Below are 21,859 nucleotides of genomic sequence, written 5' to 3'. Positions count from 1 at the left end.
AAGCAATTCAAGCAATTCAAGGAATTCAAGGAATTAATATTCTACTTACACTTTTTGTGCCTATTTTTTATTGGTGTGCATAAAAAAGCCACTCAAATTTGAGTGGCTAATGCTCATTACTCAACTTTCGATTAATCTAACCCTAAAAATCCGCCAGTTTGATGGGCCCACAGTTGTGCGTATATCCCTTTGGCATTAATCAGTTCTTGATGAGTACCTTGTTCAACAACACAGCCTTTATCTAATACAATGAGTCTATCCATCGCTGCAATCGTTGAAAGTCGATGCGCTATCGCAATCACTGTTTTACCTTCCATCAATTCATACAACGACTCTTGAATCGCTGCTTCGACTTCAGAATCTAATGCTGAAGTGGCTTCATCAAGCAATAGAATTGGCGCATTCTTAAGTAATACTCTTGCAATGGCGATCCGTTGACGTTGCCCACCAGACAGCTTAACGCCGCGCTCACCCACTTGGGCATCAAGCCCTTTGTTACCAAAGGGATCCGTTAAATTGTCAATAAACTCTGCAGCTTGTGCTTGAGTTATCGCCGCTATTAATTTTTCATCACTGGCATGTGGATCACCGTACAGAATGTTTTCACGGATCGAACGATGTAATAACGACGTATCCTGAGTCACCATACCAATATTTGCCCGTAATGAGTCTTGGGTTATATCCGTTATAGGTTGATCATCAATCAATATTTGGCCTTTTTCAACATCATGAAAACGCATCAATAAGTTGACTAAGGTCGATTTTCCTGCACCAGAACGCCCTACAAGACCGACTTTCTCGCCCGCTTTAATATTCAGATTTAGTTGCTCAATGACGCCGGTTTTTTCACCATAATGAAAGCAAACCTGATTGAAGTCTATTTTACCGTGGTCAACAACAATGTCTTTTGCATCGATTTTATCTTGGATAGCAATGGGTTTTGATAAGGTATTCATACCATCGGTAACGGTACCAATATTTTCAAATAGCGAACTGATTTCCCACATAATCCATTGTGACATGCCATTCAAGCGTAACGCTAAACTCACCGCAATCGCAATGGCACCAACCGTAATCGCATTGTCTGCCCATAACCAAATAGATACAGCCGCAATGGTGAACGCTAATATGTAATTAATGATTTGTACTAAAACATTAATGACCGTTACCAGACGCATTTGGCCATAAACGGTTTTTAAGAAACGCGTCATACTATCTTGGGCGTAGTCAGCTTCTTGAGTCGTATGCGAGAACAGCTTTACGGTTGATATGTTGGTATAACTATCGACAATACGGCCGGTCATTGTTGAACGAGCATCGGCTTGTTCTGTCGATATTGCTTTCAGCTTTGGAACGAGTTTCCATTGAATCAACACATAAGCCGCTAACCAAACGAGCATGGGTAACATTAAACGAACGTCAGCAGTGGCAATCATGACCAACATCGAGGTGAAATACACCAAAATGTACATCAGTACATCCAGTAGTTTCATGACCGTTTCACGTACAGCAAGCGAAGTTTGCATTACCTTTGTGGCGATTCGTCCTGCAAAATCATCTTGATAAAATGAAATACTCTGCTTGAGTAAATAGCGATGTGCTTGCCAACGAATAGCCATGGGGTAGTTACCCAAAAGCGTTTGGTGCACGATAGAAGCATGCAACCAGACAACCAGTGGGATGACGACTAAGACAATTACTGACATGGTAATTAACGTTGTGCTTTCATCTTGCCACAATGTTTGCGGATTTTTGGTGACTAACCAATCTACCAGTTGCCCCATAAAACCAAACAATGACACTTCCAACATTGCCATTATGGCTGTCAGTACTGACATGATAATTAAAGGTAAACCAAACCCGCGAGTATAATGACGACAAAATGCGTACAAAGTATTGGGTGGCTGAGTCGGTTCTTCTTGTGGTAAAGCTTGGGTCAATGATTCAAAAAATTTAAACATCTAATGCTCTAACTTAATGGTGAAAATTCTGCTGACTAGGATAACGCAAAAAGGCCAAATGTAATGGGTTAAATTGTTACCATATACGAAACGATTGGGTTCCGTTTTCCGCTAGTCGTGGTTGTTGTATTTCGGTAAAGTAATCTCTTAAATACGCAGTGCAGAATAAATAGTTCAGTTTTACGATTGAACATCTTGAAGATGATAGAGGCTAAATAGACAAATGGTCCAGATTAACAGTGATTGTTATATTGCAGCGCAGATCTGCCAGCAAGCAAGGCTTAGTCGTGATGCTCGCTTTGATGGCCAATTTTTTACCGGAGTTCTCACTACTGGTATTTTTTGCCGAACAATTTGTCCCGCTCCTGCGCCCTATGAAAAAAATGTCCGTTATTTTGATTCTGCGATAAAAGCGGCTAATGCTGGACTTAGGCCTTGTCTTCGGTGTCGCCCTGATAGTGCACCGAGTTCATTTGCGTGGTTAGGTACTCAAACAACGTTAATGCGTGCTATCACGTTAATCGAACAAGGCTTTTTAAATGGTGAAGATGCAGGAACGATCGTCAAGTTGGCTGATAAATTAGGTATTACCAGTCGGTATTTAAATAAACTCTTTAACCAAGGTTTGGGGACTTCACCTAAACGTTTTGCGTTATATCAGCAGTTGATGTTTGCTAAGCAGCTATTACACCAAACTCAATTATCAATGACAGACATCGCCATGGCTGCTGGTTTTAATAGCATCAGGCGCTTTAATGAAATTTTTAAACAAGAACTACTATTAACACCGAGTGATTTACGCCGAAAGAGCCGACGTTCAACTGATGAAACTCATCCTTATAAAAAAAACCAAGTGAGTATTAACATTAAACCAATAACATTAGCACTATCTTATCGGCCACCCCTAAATTGGGCGAAGATGTTGGCTTTTTATGCCTTTCGTCAAGTTGATAATATGGAGGTCATTGATGATATTTCGGGACGTTATGGCCGAACCTTCTCATTTAATGGTGTAGAAGGCTTTTTTTACATTTCACTGAATGCCGATAAACCTCAACTTGATGTGAGTATTTACTTAGCCGATGCCAATGATTTTAAATCCTTGCATTATATTACTCTGCAATTACGGCGTATGTTTGATTTAGATGCTGACATGGCGATAATCCAGCAGGCATTATCTCCTATCATAGAATTAGGCGCCAAAATTGATAGTGGTTTGCGTATTCCCGCGGCAGGTAGTGTATTTGAGGCCGCTTGCCGTGCCGTATTAGGGCAACAAGTGAGTGTGGTGCAAGCCACTAAATTATTAAATTTATTGGTTAAATCTTATGGTGAAACGCTGTTCATCGATGGTAAGACTTGGCGGTTATTTCCGACGGCACAAGCTATTGCTAGCGCTTCATTAGATGAACTTAACATGCCAGGAGCTCGAAAATTAGCATTAAATGCCTTGGGGCAATTTGTTCATCAACATCCAGACTCAACGCCTGACGATTGGTTGTCCGTAAAAGGTATCGGTCCATGGACTGTTGCTTACGCGAAAATGCGAGGTTTGAGTGACCCTGATGTTTTTTTGAGTTCTGATTTAGTCATCAAAAATCGTCTTCATGCGTTACGTGACCAATCGGGTAAACCTATTGAAACCCCTAAATCTTACTTAAGCATTGCTGCCGACATTGCAAAACAAGCATCACCTTGGGGCAGCTACTTAACCTTCCAGCTTTGGGATAACGATCCTGTCGCTGCAAAAAACGGATAATATTATGACCCATTTTACTTCGCCGAAGTGTCATGCTTTAGTCACAAGTCCTGTTGGTTTACTCTCGCTTAAAGCATCTGAGTATGGATTAACCCATCTACAGGTTGAAGATCTTGCCCAAACGAGCTTGCTCGTAGAGATTCAAACTCAGTTTATACTCCAACAAAGCAATACTGAGACTACTCAAGATTTATTGATACAAGCCCAACAACACATTGATACAACAGTCATTCAATTAACAGAGTACTTCGCTAATCAAAGGCAGCATTTCAGTGTTCCACTAGCGCCTAAAGGTACCGTGTTTCAACATGAGGTTTGGCATGCTCTGAGTCAATTAACATTCGGCCATCGCTGCAGTTACAGTGATATCGCTAATACTATTGGGCGACCTAAAGCTGTCAGAGCGGTCGGGGCTGCAAATGGTGCAAACCCAATAGCCATTATCGTTCCTTGTCATCGGGTGATAGGCAAAGGCGGTAAGTTAACCGGTTATGCTTATGGGCTCGATATGAAGCAGTGGCTACTAGACTTAGAAGGGATTGAAGAAATTAACTAATTTATCTGACTGCTGTGCCAAAGTACGTTAAAATGTCCGATTGATATCCATTATTTTGAGCGCATTTGATACATGACCCAAGCTTCTTTAGCTACGACTTTCGCTGAATTTGGCCTGCATACTCCATTGTTGGCCAGATTAGCTGAGCTTAAATACCTGCAGCCTACACCAATCCAAGCAGAAACCATTCCTAGCACACTAACCGGTAAAGACTTACTGGCAGGTGCCAATACCGGCTCAGGTAAAACAGCGGCTTTTGCATTGCCGATTTTACATCAATTGGTGAGTCGTCGGGCAACAACATCTGCCAAAGGTAATTTTGTCAGTGCGTTAGTCTTGGTACCAACGCGAGAACTCGCTAAGCAAGTTGCCGACAGCTTTAAATCCTATGCGGTTCATTTAAATGGCGACATTAAAGTGGTTGCTGCATTTGGCGGTGTATCTGTTAATACTCAGATGTTAGCATTGCGTGGTGGTGCCGATGTGGTGGTCGCGACGCCAGGTCGTTTACTCGATTTAGTATCGTCAAATGCACTAAAGTTGTCCCAAGTGACAACGTTAGTACTTGATGAAGCTGACCGAATGTTAAGCCTTGGTTTTACTGAAGAATTGACTCAAGTACTCAATTTACTTCCTAAGCAAAAACAAACGTTATTGTTTTCAGCTACTTTTCCAGATGAAGTACGCCAACTAACGCAAGTGCTGCTCGTTAATCCGCTTGAGATACAATTACAAAGCGCTGAAGCGAGTACATTAGTACAACGGGTAATGACGGTTAATCGTGAAAAAAAGACCGCATTACTTGCGCACTTGCTACAACAACATCAATGGCGCCAAGTATTGATTTTTGTTAATGCCAAAAATAGTTGCAATCATTTAGCTCAAAAACTGGCTAAACGTGGTATCACTGCAGAGGTGTTTCACGGTGATAAAGCCCAAGGCGCGAGAAGTCGTGTATTGGAAGGTTTTAAGGCTGGAGATATTCAAGTGCTCATAGCGACTGACATTGCTGCTCGTGGCCTTGATATTGAAAAATTACCAGTGGTAATAAATTTTGACTTACCGCGCAGTCCAGCAGATTATATGCATCGAATTGGTCGCAGCGGACGTGCGGGAGAGGTCGGTTTAGCGTTGACCTTGTTGTCGCATGATGAGTATCATCACTTCTCTGTTATCGAGAAAAAGAATCAAATTCGCCTTGAACGTGAACAAGTTAACGGATTTGAGGCTGATGATGTAGCGCCTGAAAGCGTACTGGAACAACCTAAGCCAATGGCGAAGCCAGAAGGTAGCGGTAAGAAAAAACGTAAAAAGTTGTCCTCAGTTAATGTTGATATTTGGGCTAAAAAACCAGATTAGTAGTAGGTAATATGAAACATATTTTTTGGTTAGTTGATGGACAAGTTGCAGGCCGTAGCGGTCCAAACAAAGATGCGTGGGACTTAGCTGAGTTAAAGCAAGCCGGTTTCGGTGCAATTGCATCCTTAAATAATGGTGAAGGTTGCGATATCGACGCTATGGCTGAATTAGGTCTTCGTCATAAAGTATTTAATTTACCTGATAATATTCCACCTAAGCCGCATGATTTAGCTATTTGTGCTGAAATACTCCCCCAGGTATTAACATTTATTCGTGAATGTGAAACTGATCAGTTACCCGTGTTACTCCATTGTCGCTCTGGGATCAATCGTACAGAAATGGTGATGGCTTATTATATGATGGAGAACGGTGCAGCGCCTTTGCATGCGGTTAGTCAAGTTCGTAATGCCAGTGGCTTAGCGTTCGATGCTGAGGGGTGGGATCAATTTGTTTATGATGTGCTTTACGAGCTGCAATCTGCTTCGAACTGATTAATGTCAATTTAAAGCATCATAATAATGAGGGAAACAACGATAATTAAATCAGTGGCTGATTTAATTATCGTTGTTTCCCTTTGTTGTTTTTATTAGGCTATATTCAGTGCTAACTTGCACTCTGTTCTAGCTTATATGTGTATATTGCCGATTAAGTTTTTCCCGGCTTTGATAAATTACATAAGAAGGTTCACAACAATTCAATCGTTGATCTTTTTTGCACGACATATCGACAACTTGTTGCGGAAATAGTACTAATGTAGTTTGCTATTTCTGGTTATCAACCAAAGTCTCCGCCTCAAATACTCATTATTTATAGAACCGTAATTGTATCGTAATGATTTATCGAGTTGGCTATTATCGGATGAATAGCTAATTTTGTGATTTGTAATGATCTTTGCAGATAAAATAGGCCACTTAAGCTAGTCTAAAGACTGACGATAAATGCTATAGTGAAGTAGATTTCAGTCTTCAGATGAAGGGGTAATGATGAGTCCGAAAATGAGCAAAGCGAATCAATCGCAGGGTTTATTGCTTTTTAAATTAAATCAAACACAAGTGTTTGCTTTAGGTACTTTAAAAATTCGTGAACTCGTGCCGTTTACTCCTTTAACTAAAATCCCACACTCTCACTCGGCTATTCTTGGTGCAGCAACCATTCGGGGTATGACTATTCCGATTATCGATATGGCTGCAGGTATTGGCTATAGACCCGTTACCGAAGCAGAGCTTAAAGATAGCTATATCATCATTACTGATTGTCAGAGAATGGTGATAGGTTTTCTTGTGCGCTCAATCGATAAAATCATTGAATGTAATTGGCGTAATATCGAAGCACCTTCAGGTAACTTAGGCAAAAATGCCTTTTTAACAGGTGTAACCCGTTTTAATGATCAGCTCGTTCAGTTATTAGATGTTGAGTTATTACTGTCGAAAATATTTCCGGATGATCCGATTAATAATCGAGCGATATTAACCGATGTACAACGTGAGAAATTAACACCGTTACGTATTTTACTGGTGGATGACTCAAAAGTTGCCCGTAAACAATTATCTGATGCATTAGACTCTATTAACATTGCTTATCAGGTGACGGCAGATGGTCGCGACGCTCTGCAGATGATGCAACAAGCCGCGGAAGAACGAAAGCCTATTGATTTACTGGTGAGTGATATTGAAATGCCAGGACTTGATGGATACGAATTAGCCTTTGAGGTCAAAAATAATCCAGCAATTGAACATGCGTACATTATTTTACATACGTCATTATCCAGCGAAATCAGTGTCAGCCAAGCCAAACAAGTCGGAGCCAATGAGGCGTTAACTAAGTTTGATGCTAAAGAGTTGATTGAAGCGATGCTTAGAGGTGCTCAAGCATTGCAGCCTGCTGGATGATTGTCATTGTTTTATTTTTGGTATTTTCAGCCAGTAACATGGTTAACAATTTAACAGCAAGTAACCTGTAACCGTCAAATTAGTGCTTTCTTTATGACCGATGATTGAATTTTTTTATTCATTTGGTATCAACACTAGACTTCTTACATGGCATCCTGATATATAGCTACAAGGCTTTTATAGTGTTCAGTATATTCGCTGGGCACAAGGTAATGCTTAACTTTAATGAGGGAGTGCTATCCCTGAAAACGGATTGATTGAAGTATGCTAATTGAGTGTGGTGAGTTAATCTCCCTCAATGAGTAAGAGAGTAGGGTGTTTTCAGCAATAGCATTGATATTATCGAGATGTCATGAGTATCGTAACCTAAGTATTATATCGCTGTAAGTTGCAAGGTGATGAATACGTGGATACGACGAGTATTATGATGTTTCCTTTTCTAAAGATAAGCAAAACCTTGATCATAAAAAGTCATAAATATAATAATCATAGGTTAAGCAATGAATCAAAAAACATCACTGTTAGCTCGTATCGCTAACGGTAGCCTCGTGCTACAAATCATCAGCGGAATCATTTTGGGCGTGATTCTGGCAAGTATTTCAACCACAGGTGCCAATAATGTGGCTTTTTTGGGCTCACTTTTTGTGGGTGCTTTAAAAGCCATTGCGCCAATACTGGTTTTTGTTTTGGTTGCATCATCGATTGCCAATCAAAAGAAAAATAGTCAAACCAATATGCGTCCTATCATTGGGCTATATCTTTTCGGAACGTTTGCAGCGGCATTAACAGCAGTATTATTCAGTTTTGCTTTTCCAACGACGTTACTACTTACTGCCGGGATAGAGGGCTCAAATCCTCCTCAAGGGATTAGCGAAGTAATCAATACCTTATTGTTCAAAGTTGTTGATAATCCGGTGAACGCATTATTAACGGGCAATTACATCGGTATTTTGGTATGGGGGGCAGGTCTTGGGATAACCATGCATCATGCCAGCGACAGTACTAAGCAAATGCTCTCTGATGTCAGTGATGCGGTGTCAAATATAGTCCGCTTTGTCATTCGTTTAGCACCAATTGGTATTTTTGGTTTAGTTGCGGCTACATTTGCTGAAACAGGTTTCGACGCTCTTGCGGGTTACGGCCAATTATTGATGGTACTTGTGGGATCCATGTTATTCATTGCTTTGGTGATTAACCCTATTATCGTTTATGTCAAAATTAAACGTAACCCATATCCATTAGTATTTAAATGTTTACGTGAAAGTGGTGTTACAGCCTTTTTCACCCGTTCAAGTGCGGCCAATATTCCGGTCAACATGGCATTGTGTGAAGAGCTAAAATTGCATAAAGACACCTATTCTGTGTCTATTCCATTAGGTGCCACCATTAATATGGGCGGTGCTGCGATTACCATTACGGTATTAACATTAGCAGCAGCTCATACTTTGGGTATTCAAGTGGACTTTATGACAGCTCTGTTATTGAGCGTGATAGCGTCCGTTTCTGCTTGTGGTGCTTCAGGTGTTGCCGGTGGTTCACTATTATTAATCCCATTAGCGTGTAGTTTGTTTGGCATTTCTAATGATGTTGCTATGCAAGTTGTGGCAGTTGGTTTTATTATTGGTGTGATTCAAGACTCAGCTGAAACTGCATTAAATAGCTCTACAGATGTGATCTTTACTGCTGCAGCATGTGAAGCTGCTGAAGCGAAAGAGACAGCTCAAGCGCGTTAATATCGTGAAAAAGTCCTTATTGATAAATGCCGACGCGATAGCGTCGGCATTTTTTTGTTTGAATGGCCAATGTAACCTGATGTGAAGATAACAAACGCCTCTCAAACAGTTCCTTGTCTTGATACCTGCGTTATGCTTTACACAAGAAGACTTGCAATAGGCTAGATATTGACGCGTCGATTCGTCTTGTTACTAAGACAAATAATAATATTGAGAAGGATTAATCGCTAAGCTTTTAATCCTTCTGATTACTTTCTCATCTATTATCCCAAGCTCTGGTTAAGATATTAAAATGGATGCTGACTAAAAAACGTCATCTCGACTTGGCTATAAGGATGGGTAATTGTGAGCGATTGCGCATGCAGGTTTAACCGTTTACTGGCACTAATTGTTTCGGTATCGCCATAAAACTCATCGCCTAAAATGGCATGGCCAAGCGCCAACATATGAACCCTAAGCTGATGAGTGCGACCCGTGTGGGGTTTAAGTTCCATCAGGGTTGACTGCGTCCTATGTTCAAGTACCTGGAAGTAGGTTAACGCAGCTTTGCCTGAATCTGTAAGCATTTGGAATGGTGGTGAATCAGGATTAGGTCCTAGGGCAAAGTTCACTTTACCTTGTTGTTCACCCACGTGGCCAATCACTTCAGCAATGTACACTTTTTTGGCCTGGCGATTTTGAAACTGAATTTTTAAATGTGATTCCGCTTTTTTAGTACGAGCAAAAATCATGATCCCAGAAGTATCACAATCTAAACGATGGATCAAAATCGCTTCAGGATAGCATCGTTGTAAACGGGTTATGGCCGTATCGTGTGTGTCAGGTGAACGCCCTGGATTTGATAATAGGCCTGAAGGCTTATTGATGACGATAATGTCACGGTCTTTATAGCGTATGTCCAACCACGGAATTGAGGGTGGTTGATAAGTAAAGATGTGCATTATAAGGTGTCTCTCTAATTGTGTCTGATTCAGGTATTGATGTGGCGAAACGTTAATCTCGCGAGTACTCATGTTGCGGATACTAACAAAGTTTTACTGATAACCAAAAACCAATTATTCGACTGAATAATGCTGTTTGGTTATGGCTGCTTTACCAGGTCGCTAACCATAACCGTAATGACATTCCCCAACTGCTTGTTACGCCAGAGGTAACAAAGCGAATATTGTTTTCAGTATCAACGATATAAATAGCAGGCAATGCCATGGCGCCCCATTGTTGGCTTAATAACATTGTTTGATGCTGATTGATGACATCAAAATGATAATGATGATGTTGCATAAAGGTGCTGATGTCGTCGTCAGAACCTGAAGCTACTGCAATGGAAACAACCTGATAATCTGGATTAAGATTAACCGAGTTCACCATAGGAGAGGTCACCTTACACACCGGACACCAAGTGCCCCAAAAATAGACCAAGGTGGGTTTATTTTGGGTACTGTTCTCTCTGATATGCTGCTGGGCGTCAATTGATGCTGAAGTAAATAATGATATTGGTTTATTGGCGATAGTATATGCGTTAATTGGCATCGCTATGCCTGTTCGCATATCTCGCTGTAGATAACTCGCGATAGCGAACAACACCACCGCAATAACGATTATATCGCGTAGACTCGTTAGCCAAAACCGTTTGGTTTTGAGTGTGTATTTTAGATTAAGTAACCATGACGGCATACGACATTAATTCCTATAAATACCCTGTATTAAGGTAAATATGCTGCCGGAGTCTTACGACTATAAAGCCTGCTATAGGCCATTAACTGTGGATAAAAGGTTCTAAATGCAATCTCGATATCAATATAAATCTTATCGATATCTTTAATGGCATGGTCAAAAAGTTCTGGTTTTGATAAACGACGACTGACGCCTTTAATCGCTTGATCTAATCCTTGCCTTGTTTGGTAACTACTAAGCCAATCTTGCTGGATAATTTGTGGCGCAATGGCCTGTAACGTCGGAGGTAGTTCAAGTGTAGTACTAAGCTGGTGGTATGCTTTTTGGCAAAATTCATCTAATGGCTGATGATGATACTCTTCCCAATAAAATGCTAAGTAATGATCAAATACTAAGTCTACTAATATCGGTGCAACACGACGTGAGGTTTTAGGAAACAGCTTGAGCAGGTCGATAATAATTTCATGACTATCAGTAATTTGGTCTATTTGTCGATGAAGCCATATCCCTTGTTGCAGATGTTTTGGATGTTGCTCTATGTTACCTTTCGCGAAATCACCCGACAAATTAGCTACTAGGTGAGTATCGCTGATGTCGGCTAAATGTAAGTGAGCTAAAAAGTTCATAAATTGTACTTCTAATTTTATTATTTTACAGTATGATACTAGCCGTTTGTAACAAAGCGTTACAAAGTGGCAAGTGAGTGGTGTTAATCATAACGTTTTATAGATAAATGTCATGGAGTATTGAGCTTCGTATCATTGTGATGCGTATATGTAACTGCTTTTTAAAGGTTATAGGATTAATTTAGGGATCAAGGATGATGAAAGACTGGATTAAAAAGTTATTGGGTAAGCCAGCTGCACCAAAAAGAAATAAAGTACACATCGACATGCGTTATGAAGAACATTCATATAAATCGGCCCAAACCTTTGACTCTGCCAAGTCAGATACTATTGAACTGGACGATATCGACACCGAGTCGATAGAACAAAAGCCGACAAAATAATCACCAAACTTGATCTTAACCCGCAGTCGCCATAGACTAGCGGCCGTTTTTACTGTTGAGATCATACTATGCGTGTTGCAGATTTTTCATTCGACCTACCTGATGAGCTGATTGCTCGCTATCCGACAGCACAACGCAATGCTTCGCGTTTACTCACCTTAAGTGGCGAAAATGGTGAGCTTGTTGACAAAAGATTTACTGATTTATTCAATCTAATCAATCCTGGAGACTTGATGGTGTTTAATAACACCCGAGTCATACCAGCACGTTTATTTGGTCAAAAGTCCACTGGCGGTAAGCTAGAGATTCTCGTTGAACGCATGCTCGACGATAAACGCATTTTAGCCCACGTTCGCAGTTCAAAATCCCCTAAAGTGGATACGATTATCGACTTAGACGGCGGCTACCAAATGAAAATGTTGGTTCGTCACGATGCATTGTTTGAGCTTGAGTTACTGTCTGATAAAACCATATTAGAAGTGCTTGAGGATGTCGGCCATATGCCACTGCCGCCTTACATTGATCGTCCAGATGAAGATGCTGATAAAGAGCGTTACCAAACAGTTTATAATCAAACGCCAGGTGCAGTAGCTGCGCCTACAGCAGGCTTACACTTTGATGATGCCATGCTAGCCGACTTAAAAGCCAAAGGGGTTAATATTGCCTTTGTGACTTTGCATGTAGGTGCGGGTACATTCCAACCAGTGCGGGTCGATAATGTGCTTGAGCACAAGATGCACTCAGAATGGGCAAACGTTCCTCAAGAGGTTGTTGACCTAATTGCGCTTACTAAAGCGGCTGGAAATCGTGTTGTTGCCGTCGGCACAACATCAGTGCGTTCATTAGAAAGTGCAGCACGTGCAAGTGAAGATCGTCCTCTTGAAGCCTTTAGTGGCGATACCGATATCTTTATTTACCCAGGTTTTCAATTTAAAGTTGTTGATGCCATGGTCACTAATTTTCATTTACCAGAATCAACATTAATTATGCTGTTGAGTGCTTTTGCAGGTTATGAAGCGGTCATGAAGGCTTATCAACATGCAATTACGCAAAAATATCGCTTTTTTAGCTATGGCGATGCGATGTTTGTGACGAAAAAAGCCCCGTAGGCAATGAATTTGATTTAAAATACTCGCCCACAATAGTGGGCGTTTTTTGATTTAATGTGGCAGTAACCTTGAAGCATTAAAATTTGCCCTCATTACTATAGAAACTAAACGAGTCAGACTGTTTATCTGGCAAGGTGATTTATGAAATTTGAATTAGATACAACTGATGGTCGTGCACGTCGCGGACGTCTTATTTTTGGTCGTGGCACTGTAGAAACACCAGCATTTATGCCTGTTGGAACTTACGGTACGGTAAAAGGTATGACGCCTGAAGAAGTGCGCGCTACTGGAGCCGACATTTTATTGGGCAACACCTTCCATTTATGGTTACGTCCTGGCGAAGAGATCATGCGTAAACACGGTGATTTGCACGATTTTATGAATTGGCAACGCCCTATTCTAACGGACTCGGGTGGATTCCAAGTGTTTAGTTTAGGTGACATTCGTAAAATTACTGAAGAGGGTGTGCATTTCCGTTCACCGATCAATGGTGAAAAGATTTTCTTAGACCCAGAAAAATCAATGCAAATTCAGGATTCTTTAGGATCTGACGTGGTGATGATTTTTGATGAATGTACACCGTATCCAGCGACACATGACGAAGCACGTAAGTCGATGCAAATGTCACTGCGTTGGGCTAAGCGCTCACGTGATGAGTTTGACCGTTTAGAAAACCCAAACTCTTTGTTTGGCATTATTCAAGGTGGCGTATTTGAAGATTTACGTGACGAGAGTGTAAAGGGTCTTTTAGACATAGGTTTTGATGGTTATGCCGTAGGTGGTTTAGCTGTGGGCGAGCCTAAAGCAGACATGCACCGTATTTTAGAGCATGTTTGTCCGCAAATTCCTGCTGACAAACCGCGCTATTTAATGGGCGTAGGCAAACCTGAAGATTTAGTCGAAGGTGTTCGTCGTGGTGTGGATATGTTTGACTGTGTAATGCCAACACGTAATGCCCGTAATGGCCATTTATTTACCAGTGAAGGTGTCATTAAAATTCGTAATGCACGTCACCGTGATGACACAGCAACATTAGATCCTAAGTGTGATTGTTACACTTGTAAAAACTATTCACGTGCTTATTTATACCATTTAGATCGTTGTAATGAAATTCTAGGTGCGCGTTTAAACACCATCCATAATTTACGTTATTACCAAATGTTGATGGAAGGTTTGCGCGGCGCAATTGAGACAGGTACATTAGACGCCTTTGTTAAGGAGTTCTATACCAGTTTTGGTCGTGAAGTACCTGAGTTAATCGTTTAATTTTAGCTAATAAGAAGAGAGAACTATGTTTATTTCAAATGCATATGCAAGCCCAATCAGTGGTGTAGCCGGTGGCGAAACCATGCAGTTAATTTTCATGCTAGTCATGTTTGGATTAATCTTTTACTTCATGATTTTCCGTCCACAGTCAAAGCGTGTAAAAGAGCACAAAAACCTAATGGCGTCGATTTCAAAAGGTGATGAAGTGTTAACCAGTGGTGGCATTCTCGGTAAAGTGACCAAAATCGGTGAAGAAAGTGATTATGTGTTATTAGCGATTAATGATAACAACCAAATCACGATTAAAAAGGATTACATCGCAGCGGTATTGCCTAAAGGTTCTATCCAGTCGTTATAAAGCCAAGAGGGCTATGGTGTGTTAAATAAATACCCAATGTGGAAAAACATCATGGTGATGCTTGTCATCGCCATTGGTAGTTTTTATGCAATACCAAATTTGTTTGGTGAAGATCATGCAGTGCAGATTGTCGCAACTCGCGGCGCAGAAGTGACTGCATCGACACAAACGACTGTGGTTGATTTATTAGATAGTCAGGGTATTGCCGTAAAGCGTGCCGAGCTTGAAAATGGTCAGTTATTAGTCCGAGTGCAAAATCCTGAGCAGCAGTTGGTGGCTAAAGAAGCTATCGCTGAACTGCTTGGTCAGAAATATACCGTTGCGTTAAACTTAGCTCCGGCAACCCCTGAATGGCTTGAAGCTGTTGGTGGGTCGCCGATGAAATTAGGTTTAGATTTACGTGGTGGTGTTCACTTCTTAATGGAAGTGGATATGGGCGAAGCTATTCGTAAAATGGAAGAAGCTAAGATAGCTGATTTCCGTAGCCAGCTTCGTGAAGAAAAAATTCGTTATGCTGGTATTCGTAAAACCCCTAAAGGAATTGCGATTAAGTTTCGAGATGCCGAAACTGTTGACCAAGCTGAGACTTATTTAAAAACTCGCAGCAATGACATGACCTATACCGACGCGAGTAGCGGTAATGAGTTTATGCTTCTTGCTACCATGAGTGATGCTTACCTTAAGCAAATTAAGGAAGAAGCATTACAGCAAAACATTACCACTATTCGTAACCGTGTTAACGAGTTGGGTGTTGCTGAGCCTGTAGTACAACGTCAAGGCGCTGAGCGCATTATTGTTGAACTGCCTGGTGTACAAGACACAGCTCGTGCAAAAGAAATTTTAGGTGCTACGGCATCGATTGAATTTCGTATGGTTGACGATAAAGCCGACGTAAGTGCAGCTGCAAATGGTCGTGTTCCAGCAGGTGCAGAAGTGTACCAACGCCGTGAAGGCGGGATTGCCGTATTGAAAAAAGAAGTGATGCTAACGGGTGATCATATCACTGGTGCACAACCTACTTTTGATGAATACAGCCGTCCACAGGTAGCGATTAATCTTGACGCGAAAGGCGGCTCGATTTTCTCTAACGTCACCAAAGACAATATCGGTAAACCAATGGCAACATTGTTTATCGAATATAAAGACAGTGGTACACGTAATCCTGATGGCACAGTGAAAATGACTCGTATTGAAGAGGTTATTTCAGTTGCGACGATTCAGGCTCGTTTAGGTCGTAATTTTGTCATTACCGGTCTTGAGCATACTGAAGCACAAAGCCTAGCGTTATTATTACGTGCAGGAGCGTTGATCGCGCCAGTGACCATTGTGGAAGAAAGAACTATTGGCCCAAGCTTAGGTGCTGAAAACATCCAAAACGGTGTTCAAGCGATGATTTGGGGCATGGTTGTTGTTCTTGTATTTATGATGGTTTACTACCGTGCATTTGGTTTTATTGCCAACCTTGCATTGATGGCAAACTTAATTATGGTTGTTGGTGTGATGTCTATGATCCCGGGTGCGGTATTAACCTTGCCAGGTATTGCGGGCATGGTATTAACGGTGGGCATGGCGGTTGACGGTAACGTACTTATTTTTGAACGTATCCGTGAAGAACTTCTTGGCGGTCGCAGCGTACAACAAGCTATCCATGAAGGTTATGGTAATGCTTTTTCAACCATTGCAGATGCTAACATCACCACCTTTATGACAGCGTTAATCTTGTTTGCTGTCGGTACCGGTGCGGTTAAAGGCTTTGCTGTTACCTTAATGATAGGTATCGCGACTTCGATGTTTACAGCCATCGTTGGCACACGCTCAATCGTGAATGCGGTTTGGGGTGGTAAGCGCGTTAAGTCATTGTCTATCTAAGGGAGAAGTTGAATATGTTGCAAATATTTTCAGTAAAGAAAACAGTCGACTTCCTTCGTCATGCACTTCCTATTAGTGTAATGTCGTTGATCTTAGTTATTGCTTCTTTTGTATCGCTAGGCGTACAAGGCATTAACTGGGGCTTAGACTTTACCGGCGGTACGGTTGTTGAAATGGAGTTTTCAGCACCTGTTGACTTGAATGCTTTACGTGCGACCATGACCACAGCGGAAGCTGAGGGTGCGGTAGTACAGAACTTTGGTTCAAGCCGCGATATATTGGTGCGTTTACCGGTAAGAAATGAGTTAAAAAGTGATGTGCAGGTTGCAGCAGTATTAACTGCTGCGCAGTCAATTGATTCAGGCGTGATTCAAAAGCGTGTTGAGTTTGTTGGGCCACAAGTAGGTAAGGAATTAGCGGAGCAGGGTGGCTTAGCCGTTATTGTTGCTTTAATCTGTATTCTTATCTATGTATCATTTCGTTTTGAATGGCGTTTAGCTGCAGGTTCTGTAGCGGCGCTAGCCCATGACGTTATTGTGACCTTAGGGGTATTTTCGGTATTACAGCTTGAGTTTGACTTGACCGTATTGGCAGGTTTATTAACAGTTGTAGGTTACTCACTTAACGATACCATCGTAGTGTATGACCGTATCCGTGAAAACTTCCTTAAAATGCGTAAAGGCACCCCTGTAGAGATTGTGAATACCTCAATCACTCAGACCATGAGTCGTACTGTTATTACTACAGGTACTACATTAATTACCGTTATTGCGCTGTTTTTAAAAGGCGGCACAATGATCCATGGTTTTGCGACTGCATTGCTACTCGGTATTTTTGTTGGTACATACTCATCGATTTACGTGGCAAGTTATTTAGCCATTAAATTGGGTATCAACCGTGAGCACATGTTACCGGTAGAGATTGAGAAAGAAGGTGCTGATCAGCCTTCAATGATGCCTTAATAAGTATTATTAATCTTAATCGCTAAAAAGAAACCCCAGCTTGCTGGGGTTTCTTTTTATGCCTTAGTTATGTTCTGTTGTTCTGCTAAATGCACTTCACAGGCAGCCATCAAAGTTTTGTGCCATTGAGTTTGTGGGTCGATTATCAGCGCTTCCCATCCATCACTGCCGAGTATATCAACACTGATAAACATCAGTGAAGTTACCATCATCTTCCCAGATACTCTAAATGTACCGATATTAGTCTCTAAACGAGAAATGGTTATTTTAGTCATGATGCAAAGTGATGAGGTAATCTGCTTGGCCGTTTTCGGTTGAGGTAAACTCACCGTGGCCGATAAATTGATGCAAGTTATCGGTACCCGAGTCAGCTATTACATTGAATTGGCTTTGTGCAACACCTTGTGAGAATACCCCATTATGTTGTAACACTATGGTGCCGGATATTTCTGGAGTGTTTATGGTTAAGTGCTCCATTCCGACAAATACCGCTGCCTCCCCATTTTGATATGACATTACATAGCGAATTTGAGCAGAACCATTGATATCACCAGAATACGTTTGGGTAATTTCGGCAATGGTTTGTTTGCTGTTATTGTCGTGTTCAGCATATGCCGATTCATTCCAAGCGGTGATTTGAAATACACCTTTTAAGACTATTTTTGTCATGTAGAGCCCTGCTTATGATGTTATTAAATGCGAAGAGTTCATATAAAGTTAACATAATCATTGTCTATGACAAATGTCCAATTTATAAACAACACTCGACAGATTTTGGTAGAGGCAGTAGGATGAAACAAATTTGCCAGCAAGAGCAATGCAGTAGGATAACGCATGGAACAACGAAAAGTATTATTAGCCGGTGGTAATTTACTGCAGGCTCACACATGGAAAGGGCTACTGGAAACCAGTGGAATTGAAGTTGATCTTAAAGGTGAAGCACTCATTGGTGGTGTAGGCGGTTTACCGATTGAAATGCAAACGGTAGAATTATGGGTAGCAGACAATCAACTTGTCACTGCGCAAACCTTACTCGATTCACTCGATATTGAACAGCCTCAATGGCAATGTGTCCAATGCCATGAAATAAACGAAGGCAGTTTTGAATTGTGTTGGCAATGTAGTTCGCAAAGAAGTGAAATGCATAACGAATAAACCCGTATGATGGTTTTTTAACGTTGAAAGCCATCTTTCATGACCACATATTATTCAACATAAACGGGGTTTAATCGCGACGTAAATATTAGACGAAAAGTGTCTAAGTCAATTTACGTTTAGTAATAAAGAGCCTAGTTTATAAATATGCGCCCGTTTAGTTGAGCCACTAGGATTGCATATGTGGCTTATTTCGGCGCAATTAGCGCTTATTCATGTAAATGACACCATCATAAACTCCTCGTTATAGTAAATTGCCACTAACTGCAGCAAAATTGCTTTCAAAAATCCAATAGACTCTAATGATTAAACTACTTTTAGGTTTATGACGTATGTAGTGCTAATTTGTCACAAATGAGTGATTTAACTAACTTAAGGAAACGCTATGCAACCCTCTCCAGCATTCGCCAGTTTGGTCGATTCTGTTATGCCACATGTTAGCTTGTTAACCATTGAGCAATATCAACAACAAGATCAATGGCAATTAATTGATGTGCGAGAAGATAACGAATGGTTACAAGGGCATTTACCTAATGCAAAACACCTCAGTCGTGGCATTATTGAACGTGATATAGAGCATCGTTTTCCGGATAAAAATACTCCAATATTACTTTATTGTGGCGCAGGCCAGCGTGCAGCATTATCTGCCTATAATTTACAACTTATGGGTTATACGCAAGTCGCCTCAATGGTTGGTGGCTACCGTGCTTGGATACAACATCAATTCCCTATCGTTGAAGACTGAGTAGATTAATGCAATATTTCCCTTTGTTTGTCGATACTCAAGGTTTGAAGGTCTTATTGGTTGGTGCTGGTGAAGTTGCCACACGTAAACTCGATTTGTTGTCTCGTACGGATGCTCATATTCATGTCATAGCGCCGACGGTTGCCAATGATATTGAAAACTATTATACGCAGGGGCGGATCCAGCTGTCTCGTCGTGAAGTATGTGCTGATGATATTGCCAATGTGGATATCATTTACCTTGCTACTGCCGATGAGCAATTGAATATGGATTTTGCGCAGTTGGCCACAGAGCGGGGGATTTGGGTGAATGTGGTCGATAATCCTAAATTTTGTCGATTTATTACGCCTTCGATAGTGGATAGAGGCCGGTTAGTGGTTGCGATAAGTACAGCTGGTGCCGCACCTGTTTTCGCTCGAACCATCCGTTCACGCCTCGAAACTATGCTACCGTCATCATTAGCGCCTTTATTTGATTTTGTTGCCAGCAAGCGCGAGGAAGTACAACATAAATTATTAGCCGGCAAAGATAGACGTTTATTTTGGGAACGTTTTTTTACCACTAACCAAGATAAATTCGATGCATTAACAGAACAACGTTACCTTGAGTCTTTTGAAGACTTTAGTGTTAAAGGTGAGATTCTTTTGTTAACCGAGGATACGCCGGCACATTTACTCCCTATTGCAGCAATGCCGCTGTTACAGACATTAGACGTGGTTTACAGTGATAGTGCGCTTGATAGTGAGATTAATGAATTATTAAGGCGAGACGCAAGCAGAGAAGCGGTGCCATTGTTAAGTGATATCACTCATCAATATGAACATGGCTCTCGTATGTTGATAGTGTCTTCTGTTGCAAAAGTCGCCCAGTTAAGTGCGCATTTTCCAATGGCTAAACATCTACGCCCTGGCGCTATTTAACCGGATAAGTACGATGTCCTATTATGCCGAGTCTACTTTGTAGTAGACTCGGTTTTTTTATACTTGTTGGAACCTTTTATGGCTGCTAAAGCTACCGTTTTTAAAGTCTCGCTGCAGATTGCAGATATGGACCGTCATTATTATGCCGATCATCAGTTTACCTTAGCCCAGCATCCGTCCGAAACCGATACGCGCATGATGGTGCGTTTACTGGCATTTGCCATTAATGCATCCGAAACTTTAGTGTTTAGTAAAGGGTTATGTGTTGATGATGAAGCTGAACTTTGGGATAAAAATCTGAGTGGTGAAATCGATCTTTGGGTTGAGTTTGGTCAAGCTGATGAGAAATGGCTTAGAAAAGCCTGTGGTCGGTCAAAACACGTTATTCTTTATACTTATGGTGGCCGAAGTGTGCCTATTTGGTGGCAGCAGAACCAGCAAGCGTTTGCTCGCTACGATAATTTAACTGTGATTAATTTTCCAGAAGATTCGGTGAAACAAATGGATGTATTTGTTAATCGAAATATGGCGTTACAAGTTAGTCTTAGTGAAGGGCAAGTGTGGTTGTCGGATGGAAATAATAGCGTGTTAATAGAGCCTGAAACGTTAAAGTAGTGGTATTTACGTGATTTGGGTTGCTATCACATTCGCTATCACATTTTGCTATCATACTTACGATCACAGTAAAGTGAATTTAACCTTAATTTATCAAAAATTAATTAAATTTAATCAAATGGGTCTTGTACTAATAAAATCACAGGCAGATAATCAAATCATGCAGTGAACATCACAATAAATTATAAATCATTAATAAATATGATGTTTCACGTTTCGCGATGGTTGTTGATTAAGGATGTTATTGTGAAGAAATTAGCCCTATACCCAGTAGAAAAAATTGATGAATTAACTTCACCAGAAGCCCATGAAGATATCTCAGTACTATCTTCAGCGTTAAATGTGTTTACTGATTTTAAGAAAGTGACGCCTATGGTGATAGAATCGAGCACGTCGGCGGTTAAGGTCGAGCACTTAATGCAGAAGTCGCATGTACGTCTTAAATTAGTCATAGATGATAAGGATAAGTTTATTGGCCTAATCAGCTTTGAGTCTTTACATAATCAAGAAATATTAAAACGTGTTGCAGCTGGTCATCAGCGTGAGCATTTAAGTGTTGCAGATTTTATGATCCCTAAAGAAGATCTGAAAGCGATTGATTTTGAAGATTTAAGTTATGCTCGTATTGGTGATGTTATTGAGACATTACAATCAGCAGGACAGCAACATTGTTTAGTGGTTGACCGATCTAATCATGCCATTCGTGGTGTGCTATCTGCTAATGATATTGCTCGTCGATTAAAGCTTGCTGTCGATGTGAGTACACCAAACTCATTTGCATCTATATTTGAAGTGATTGCCAATATTCAGCAGCCTGCCGTGTTGCAAACAACACAACCTCACTATTAGATTTTTAATTATTAGTCTGCTAACTGTTAAAAAGTTAATCCATCAGAAATAAAAATAGCCACATCATGTGG

The 21,859-nt window shown here is 40.9% G+C and carries 23 protein-coding genes; 17 read left to right on the top strand and 6 right to left on the bottom strand.

Annotation, left to right across the window (positions count from 1 at the left end; genetic code table 11):
- Positions 1–131: 131 nt before the first annotated feature.
- Positions 132–1,961, bottom strand: coding sequence for an ABC transporter ATP-binding protein (locus tag H5125_RS14285; RefSeq protein WP_182744562.1), 1,830 nt, complete (start codon positions 1,959–1,961; stop codon positions 132–134).
- Positions 1,962–2,184: 223 nt separating this feature from the next.
- On the opposite strand from H5125_RS14285, the gene H5125_RS14280 reads away from it, so the two are divergent.
- The 6 genes from H5125_RS14280 to sstT all read left to right on the top strand — a co-directional run bounded on the left by H5125_RS14280 (position 2,185) and on the right by sstT (position 9,257).
- On the top strand, positions 2,185–3,720 hold the full coding sequence (locus tag H5125_RS14280; protein WP_182744561.1) for an AlkA N-terminal domain-containing protein: 1,536 nt from the start codon (positions 2,185–2,187) through the stop codon (positions 3,718–3,720).
- Between the two features lie 4 nt (positions 3,721–3,724).
- Positions 3,725–4,276 (top strand): methylated-DNA--[protein]-cysteine S-methyltransferase, encoded by a 552-nt coding sequence (locus tag H5125_RS14275; protein WP_162023551.1) that lies wholly within the window; start codon positions 3,725–3,727, stop codon positions 4,274–4,276.
- 72 nt (positions 4,277–4,348) lie between these two features.
- Positions 4,349–5,635, top strand: a complete 1,287-nt coding sequence (locus H5125_RS14270; protein WP_182744560.1) for a DEAD/DEAH box helicase — start codon at positions 4,349–4,351, stop codon at positions 5,633–5,635.
- Positions 5,636–5,646: 11 nt separating this feature from the next.
- Positions 5,647–6,126, top strand: coding sequence for a dual specificity protein phosphatase family protein (locus tag H5125_RS14265; protein WP_101086564.1), 480 nt, complete (start codon positions 5,647–5,649; stop codon positions 6,124–6,126).
- Positions 6,127–6,630: 504 nt separating this feature from the next.
- A complete protein-coding gene (locus H5125_RS14260) occupies positions 6,631–7,524 on the top strand; it encodes a chemotaxis protein CheV (RefSeq protein ID WP_162023549.1) in 894 nt (297 codons plus the stop codon).
- A gap of 500 nt (positions 7,525–8,024) precedes the next feature.
- Entirely contained in the window at positions 8,025–9,257 is a 1,233-nt protein-coding gene (sstT, locus tag H5125_RS14255; protein ID WP_101086565.1) for a serine/threonine transporter SstT, read from the top strand.
- Between the two features lie 287 nt (positions 9,258–9,544).
- On the opposite strand, the gene H5125_RS14250 is transcribed toward sstT, so the two are convergent.
- The 3 genes from H5125_RS14250 to H5125_RS14240 form a co-directional block, all read right to left on the bottom strand.
- Positions 9,545–10,198, bottom strand: coding sequence for a pseudouridine synthase (locus H5125_RS14250; protein ID WP_101086566.1), 654 nt, complete (start codon positions 10,196–10,198; stop codon positions 9,545–9,547).
- A 151-nt stretch (positions 10,199–10,349) separates the two neighbouring features.
- Positions 10,350–10,931, bottom strand: coding sequence for a protein disulfide oxidoreductase (locus H5125_RS14245; RefSeq protein ID WP_162023548.1), 582 nt, complete (start codon positions 10,929–10,931; stop codon positions 10,350–10,352).
- Between the two features lie 29 nt (positions 10,932–10,960).
- Positions 10,961–11,557: an ACP phosphodiesterase gene (locus H5125_RS14240; RefSeq protein WP_011638153.1), complete on the bottom strand. Its 597-nt coding sequence runs from the start codon at positions 11,555–11,557 to the stop codon at positions 10,961–10,963.
- A gap of 194 nt (positions 11,558–11,751) precedes the next feature.
- Here H5125_RS14240 and H5125_RS14235 point away from each other — a divergent pair, with 194 nt between their 5' ends.
- From H5125_RS14235 to secF, 6 genes are all read left to right on the top strand, one after another.
- Positions 11,752–11,940, top strand: a complete 189-nt coding sequence (locus tag H5125_RS14235; protein ID WP_101086568.1) for a hypothetical protein — start codon at positions 11,752–11,754, stop codon at positions 11,938–11,940.
- Between the two features lie 68 nt (positions 11,941–12,008).
- The gene (queA, locus tag H5125_RS14230; protein ID WP_182744559.1) at positions 12,009–13,049 is read left to right on the top strand and encodes a tRNA preQ1(34) S-adenosylmethionine ribosyltransferase-isomerase QueA; all 1,041 of its coding nucleotides are present in this window, start codon (positions 12,009–12,011) and stop codon (positions 13,047–13,049) included.
- Between the two features lie 141 nt (positions 13,050–13,190).
- Positions 13,191–14,315 carry a tRNA guanosine(34) transglycosylase Tgt gene (gene tgt, locus H5125_RS14225; protein ID WP_182744558.1) on the top strand — a complete coding sequence of 375 codons (1,125 nt, stop codon included), beginning with the start codon at positions 13,191–13,193 and terminating at the stop codon, positions 14,313–14,315.
- A 25-nt stretch (positions 14,316–14,340) separates the two neighbouring features.
- The gene (yajC, locus tag H5125_RS14220) at positions 14,341–14,673 is read left to right on the top strand and encodes a preprotein translocase subunit YajC (protein WP_011638150.1); all 333 of its coding nucleotides are present in this window, start codon (positions 14,341–14,343) and stop codon (positions 14,671–14,673) included.
- Between the two features lie 18 nt (positions 14,674–14,691).
- On the top strand, positions 14,692–16,542 hold the full coding sequence (secD, locus tag H5125_RS14215; RefSeq protein ID WP_059744418.1) for a protein translocase subunit SecD: 1,851 nt from the start codon (positions 14,692–14,694) through the stop codon (positions 16,540–16,542).
- A 14-nt stretch (positions 16,543–16,556) separates the two neighbouring features.
- Complete coding sequence (gene secF / locus H5125_RS14210; protein ID WP_101086571.1) at positions 16,557–17,504, top strand: protein translocase subunit SecF; 948 nt, start codon at positions 16,557–16,559, stop codon at positions 17,502–17,504.
- Between the two features lie 56 nt (positions 17,505–17,560).
- On the opposite strand, the gene H5125_RS14205 is transcribed toward secF, so the two are convergent.
- Positions 17,561–17,779 (bottom strand): hypothetical protein, encoded by a 219-nt coding sequence (locus H5125_RS14205; protein WP_182744557.1) that lies wholly within the window; start codon positions 17,777–17,779, stop codon positions 17,561–17,563.
- Entirely contained in the window at positions 17,772–18,173 is a 402-nt protein-coding gene (locus tag H5125_RS14200; protein WP_101086573.1) for a DUF3224 domain-containing protein, read from the bottom strand. Before H5125_RS14200 ends, H5125_RS14205 begins: the two co-directional genes overlap by 8 nt.
- A 165-nt stretch (positions 18,174–18,338) precedes the next feature.
- Here H5125_RS14200 and H5125_RS14195 point away from each other — a divergent pair, with 165 nt between their 5' ends.
- From H5125_RS14195 to H5125_RS14175, 5 genes are all read left to right on the top strand, one after another.
- Positions 18,339–18,659 (top strand): putative signal transducing protein, encoded by a 321-nt coding sequence (locus tag H5125_RS14195; protein WP_101086574.1) that lies wholly within the window; start codon positions 18,339–18,341, stop codon positions 18,657–18,659.
- A gap of 385 nt (positions 18,660–19,044) precedes the next feature.
- Positions 19,045–19,404, top strand: coding sequence for a rhodanese-like domain-containing protein (locus tag H5125_RS14190; RefSeq protein WP_162023543.1), 360 nt, complete (start codon positions 19,045–19,047; stop codon positions 19,402–19,404).
- A gap of 8 nt (positions 19,405–19,412) precedes the next feature.
- Positions 19,413–20,324: a bifunctional precorrin-2 dehydrogenase/sirohydrochlorin ferrochelatase gene (locus tag H5125_RS14185; protein ID WP_101086576.1), complete on the top strand. Its 912-nt coding sequence runs from the start codon at positions 19,413–19,415 to the stop codon at positions 20,322–20,324.
- 78 nt (positions 20,325–20,402) lie between these two features.
- Positions 20,403–20,939 carry a YaeQ family protein gene (locus H5125_RS14180; protein WP_182744556.1) on the top strand — a complete coding sequence of 179 codons (537 nt, stop codon included), beginning with the start codon at positions 20,403–20,405 and terminating at the stop codon, positions 20,937–20,939.
- Positions 20,940–21,185: 246 nt separating this feature from the next.
- Positions 21,186–21,788 (top strand): CBS domain-containing protein, encoded by a 603-nt coding sequence (locus tag H5125_RS14175; protein WP_242445127.1) that lies wholly within the window; start codon positions 21,186–21,188, stop codon positions 21,786–21,788.
- The last annotated feature ends 71 nt before the right edge of the window (positions 21,789–21,859 follow it).

The organism is Shewanella sp. SR44-4 (assembly GCF_014163715.1).
GTDB lineage: Bacteria > Pseudomonadota > Gammaproteobacteria > Enterobacterales > Shewanellaceae > Shewanella.
Note: the sequence above shows the minus strand (reverse complement) of the source record. Positions and strands in the feature narration are given on the sequence as shown.

What these genes read in the sequence shown, in the direction of transcription:
- H5125_RS14265 (WP_101086564.1), top strand. Translation starts at nt 5,647, where the DNA reads ATGAAACATATTTTTTGGTTAGTTGATGGACAAGTTGCAGGCCGTAGC.
- H5125_RS14275 (WP_162023551.1), top strand. Translation starts at nt 3,725, where the DNA reads ATGACCCATTTTACTTCGCCGAAGTGTCATGCTTTAGTCACAAGTCCT.
- H5125_RS14185 (WP_101086576.1), top strand. Translation starts at nt 19,413, where the DNA reads ATGCAATATTTCCCTTTGTTTGTCGATACTCAAGGTTTGAAGGTCTTA.
- H5125_RS14285 (WP_182744562.1), bottom strand. Translation starts at nt 1,961, where the DNA reads ATGTTTAAATTTTTTGAATCATTGACCCAAGCTTTACCACAAGAAGAA.
- H5125_RS14260 (WP_162023549.1), top strand. Translation starts at nt 6,631, where the DNA reads ATGAGCAAAGCGAATCAATCGCAGGGTTTATTGCTTTTTAAATTAAAT.
- H5125_RS14280 (WP_182744561.1), top strand. Translation starts at nt 2,185, where the DNA reads ATGGTCCAGATTAACAGTGATTGTTATATTGCAGCGCAGATCTGCCAG.
- H5125_RS14250 (WP_101086566.1), bottom strand. Translation starts at nt 10,198, where the DNA reads ATGCACATCTTTACTTATCAACCACCCTCAATTCCGTGGTTGGACATA.
- H5125_RS14235 (WP_101086568.1), top strand. Translation starts at nt 11,752, where the DNA reads ATGATGAAAGACTGGATTAAAAAGTTATTGGGTAAGCCAGCTGCACCA.
- H5125_RS14205 (WP_182744557.1), bottom strand. Translation starts at nt 17,779, where the DNA reads ATGACTAAAATAACCATTTCTCGTTTAGAGACTAATATCGGTACATTT.
- H5125_RS14270 (WP_182744560.1), top strand. Translation starts at nt 4,349, where the DNA reads ATGACCCAAGCTTCTTTAGCTACGACTTTCGCTGAATTTGGCCTGCAT.
- secF (WP_101086571.1), top strand. Translation starts at nt 16,557, where the DNA reads ATGTTGCAAATATTTTCAGTAAAGAAAACAGTCGACTTCCTTCGTCAT.
- H5125_RS14180 (WP_182744556.1), top strand. Translation starts at nt 20,403, where the DNA reads ATGGCTGCTAAAGCTACCGTTTTTAAAGTCTCGCTGCAGATTGCAGAT.
- H5125_RS14200 (WP_101086573.1), bottom strand. Translation starts at nt 18,173, where the DNA reads ATGACAAAAATAGTCTTAAAAGGTGTATTTCAAATCACCGCTTGGAAT.
- H5125_RS14195 (WP_101086574.1), top strand. Translation starts at nt 18,339, where the DNA reads ATGGAACAACGAAAAGTATTATTAGCCGGTGGTAATTTACTGCAGGCT.
- H5125_RS14240 (WP_011638153.1), bottom strand. Translation starts at nt 11,557, where the DNA reads ATGAACTTTTTAGCTCACTTACATTTAGCCGACATCAGCGATACTCAC.
- sstT (WP_101086565.1), top strand. Translation starts at nt 8,025, where the DNA reads ATGAATCAAAAAACATCACTGTTAGCTCGTATCGCTAACGGTAGCCTC.
- tgt (WP_182744558.1), top strand. Translation starts at nt 13,191, where the DNA reads ATGAAATTTGAATTAGATACAACTGATGGTCGTGCACGTCGCGGACGT.
- H5125_RS14245 (WP_162023548.1), bottom strand. Translation starts at nt 10,931, where the DNA reads ATGCCGTCATGGTTACTTAATCTAAAATACACACTCAAAACCAAACGG.
- H5125_RS14190 (WP_162023543.1), top strand. Translation starts at nt 19,045, where the DNA reads ATGCAACCCTCTCCAGCATTCGCCAGTTTGGTCGATTCTGTTATGCCA.
- queA (WP_182744559.1), top strand. Translation starts at nt 12,009, where the DNA reads ATGCGTGTTGCAGATTTTTCATTCGACCTACCTGATGAGCTGATTGCT.
- yajC (WP_011638150.1), top strand. Translation starts at nt 14,341, where the DNA reads ATGTTTATTTCAAATGCATATGCAAGCCCAATCAGTGGTGTAGCCGGT.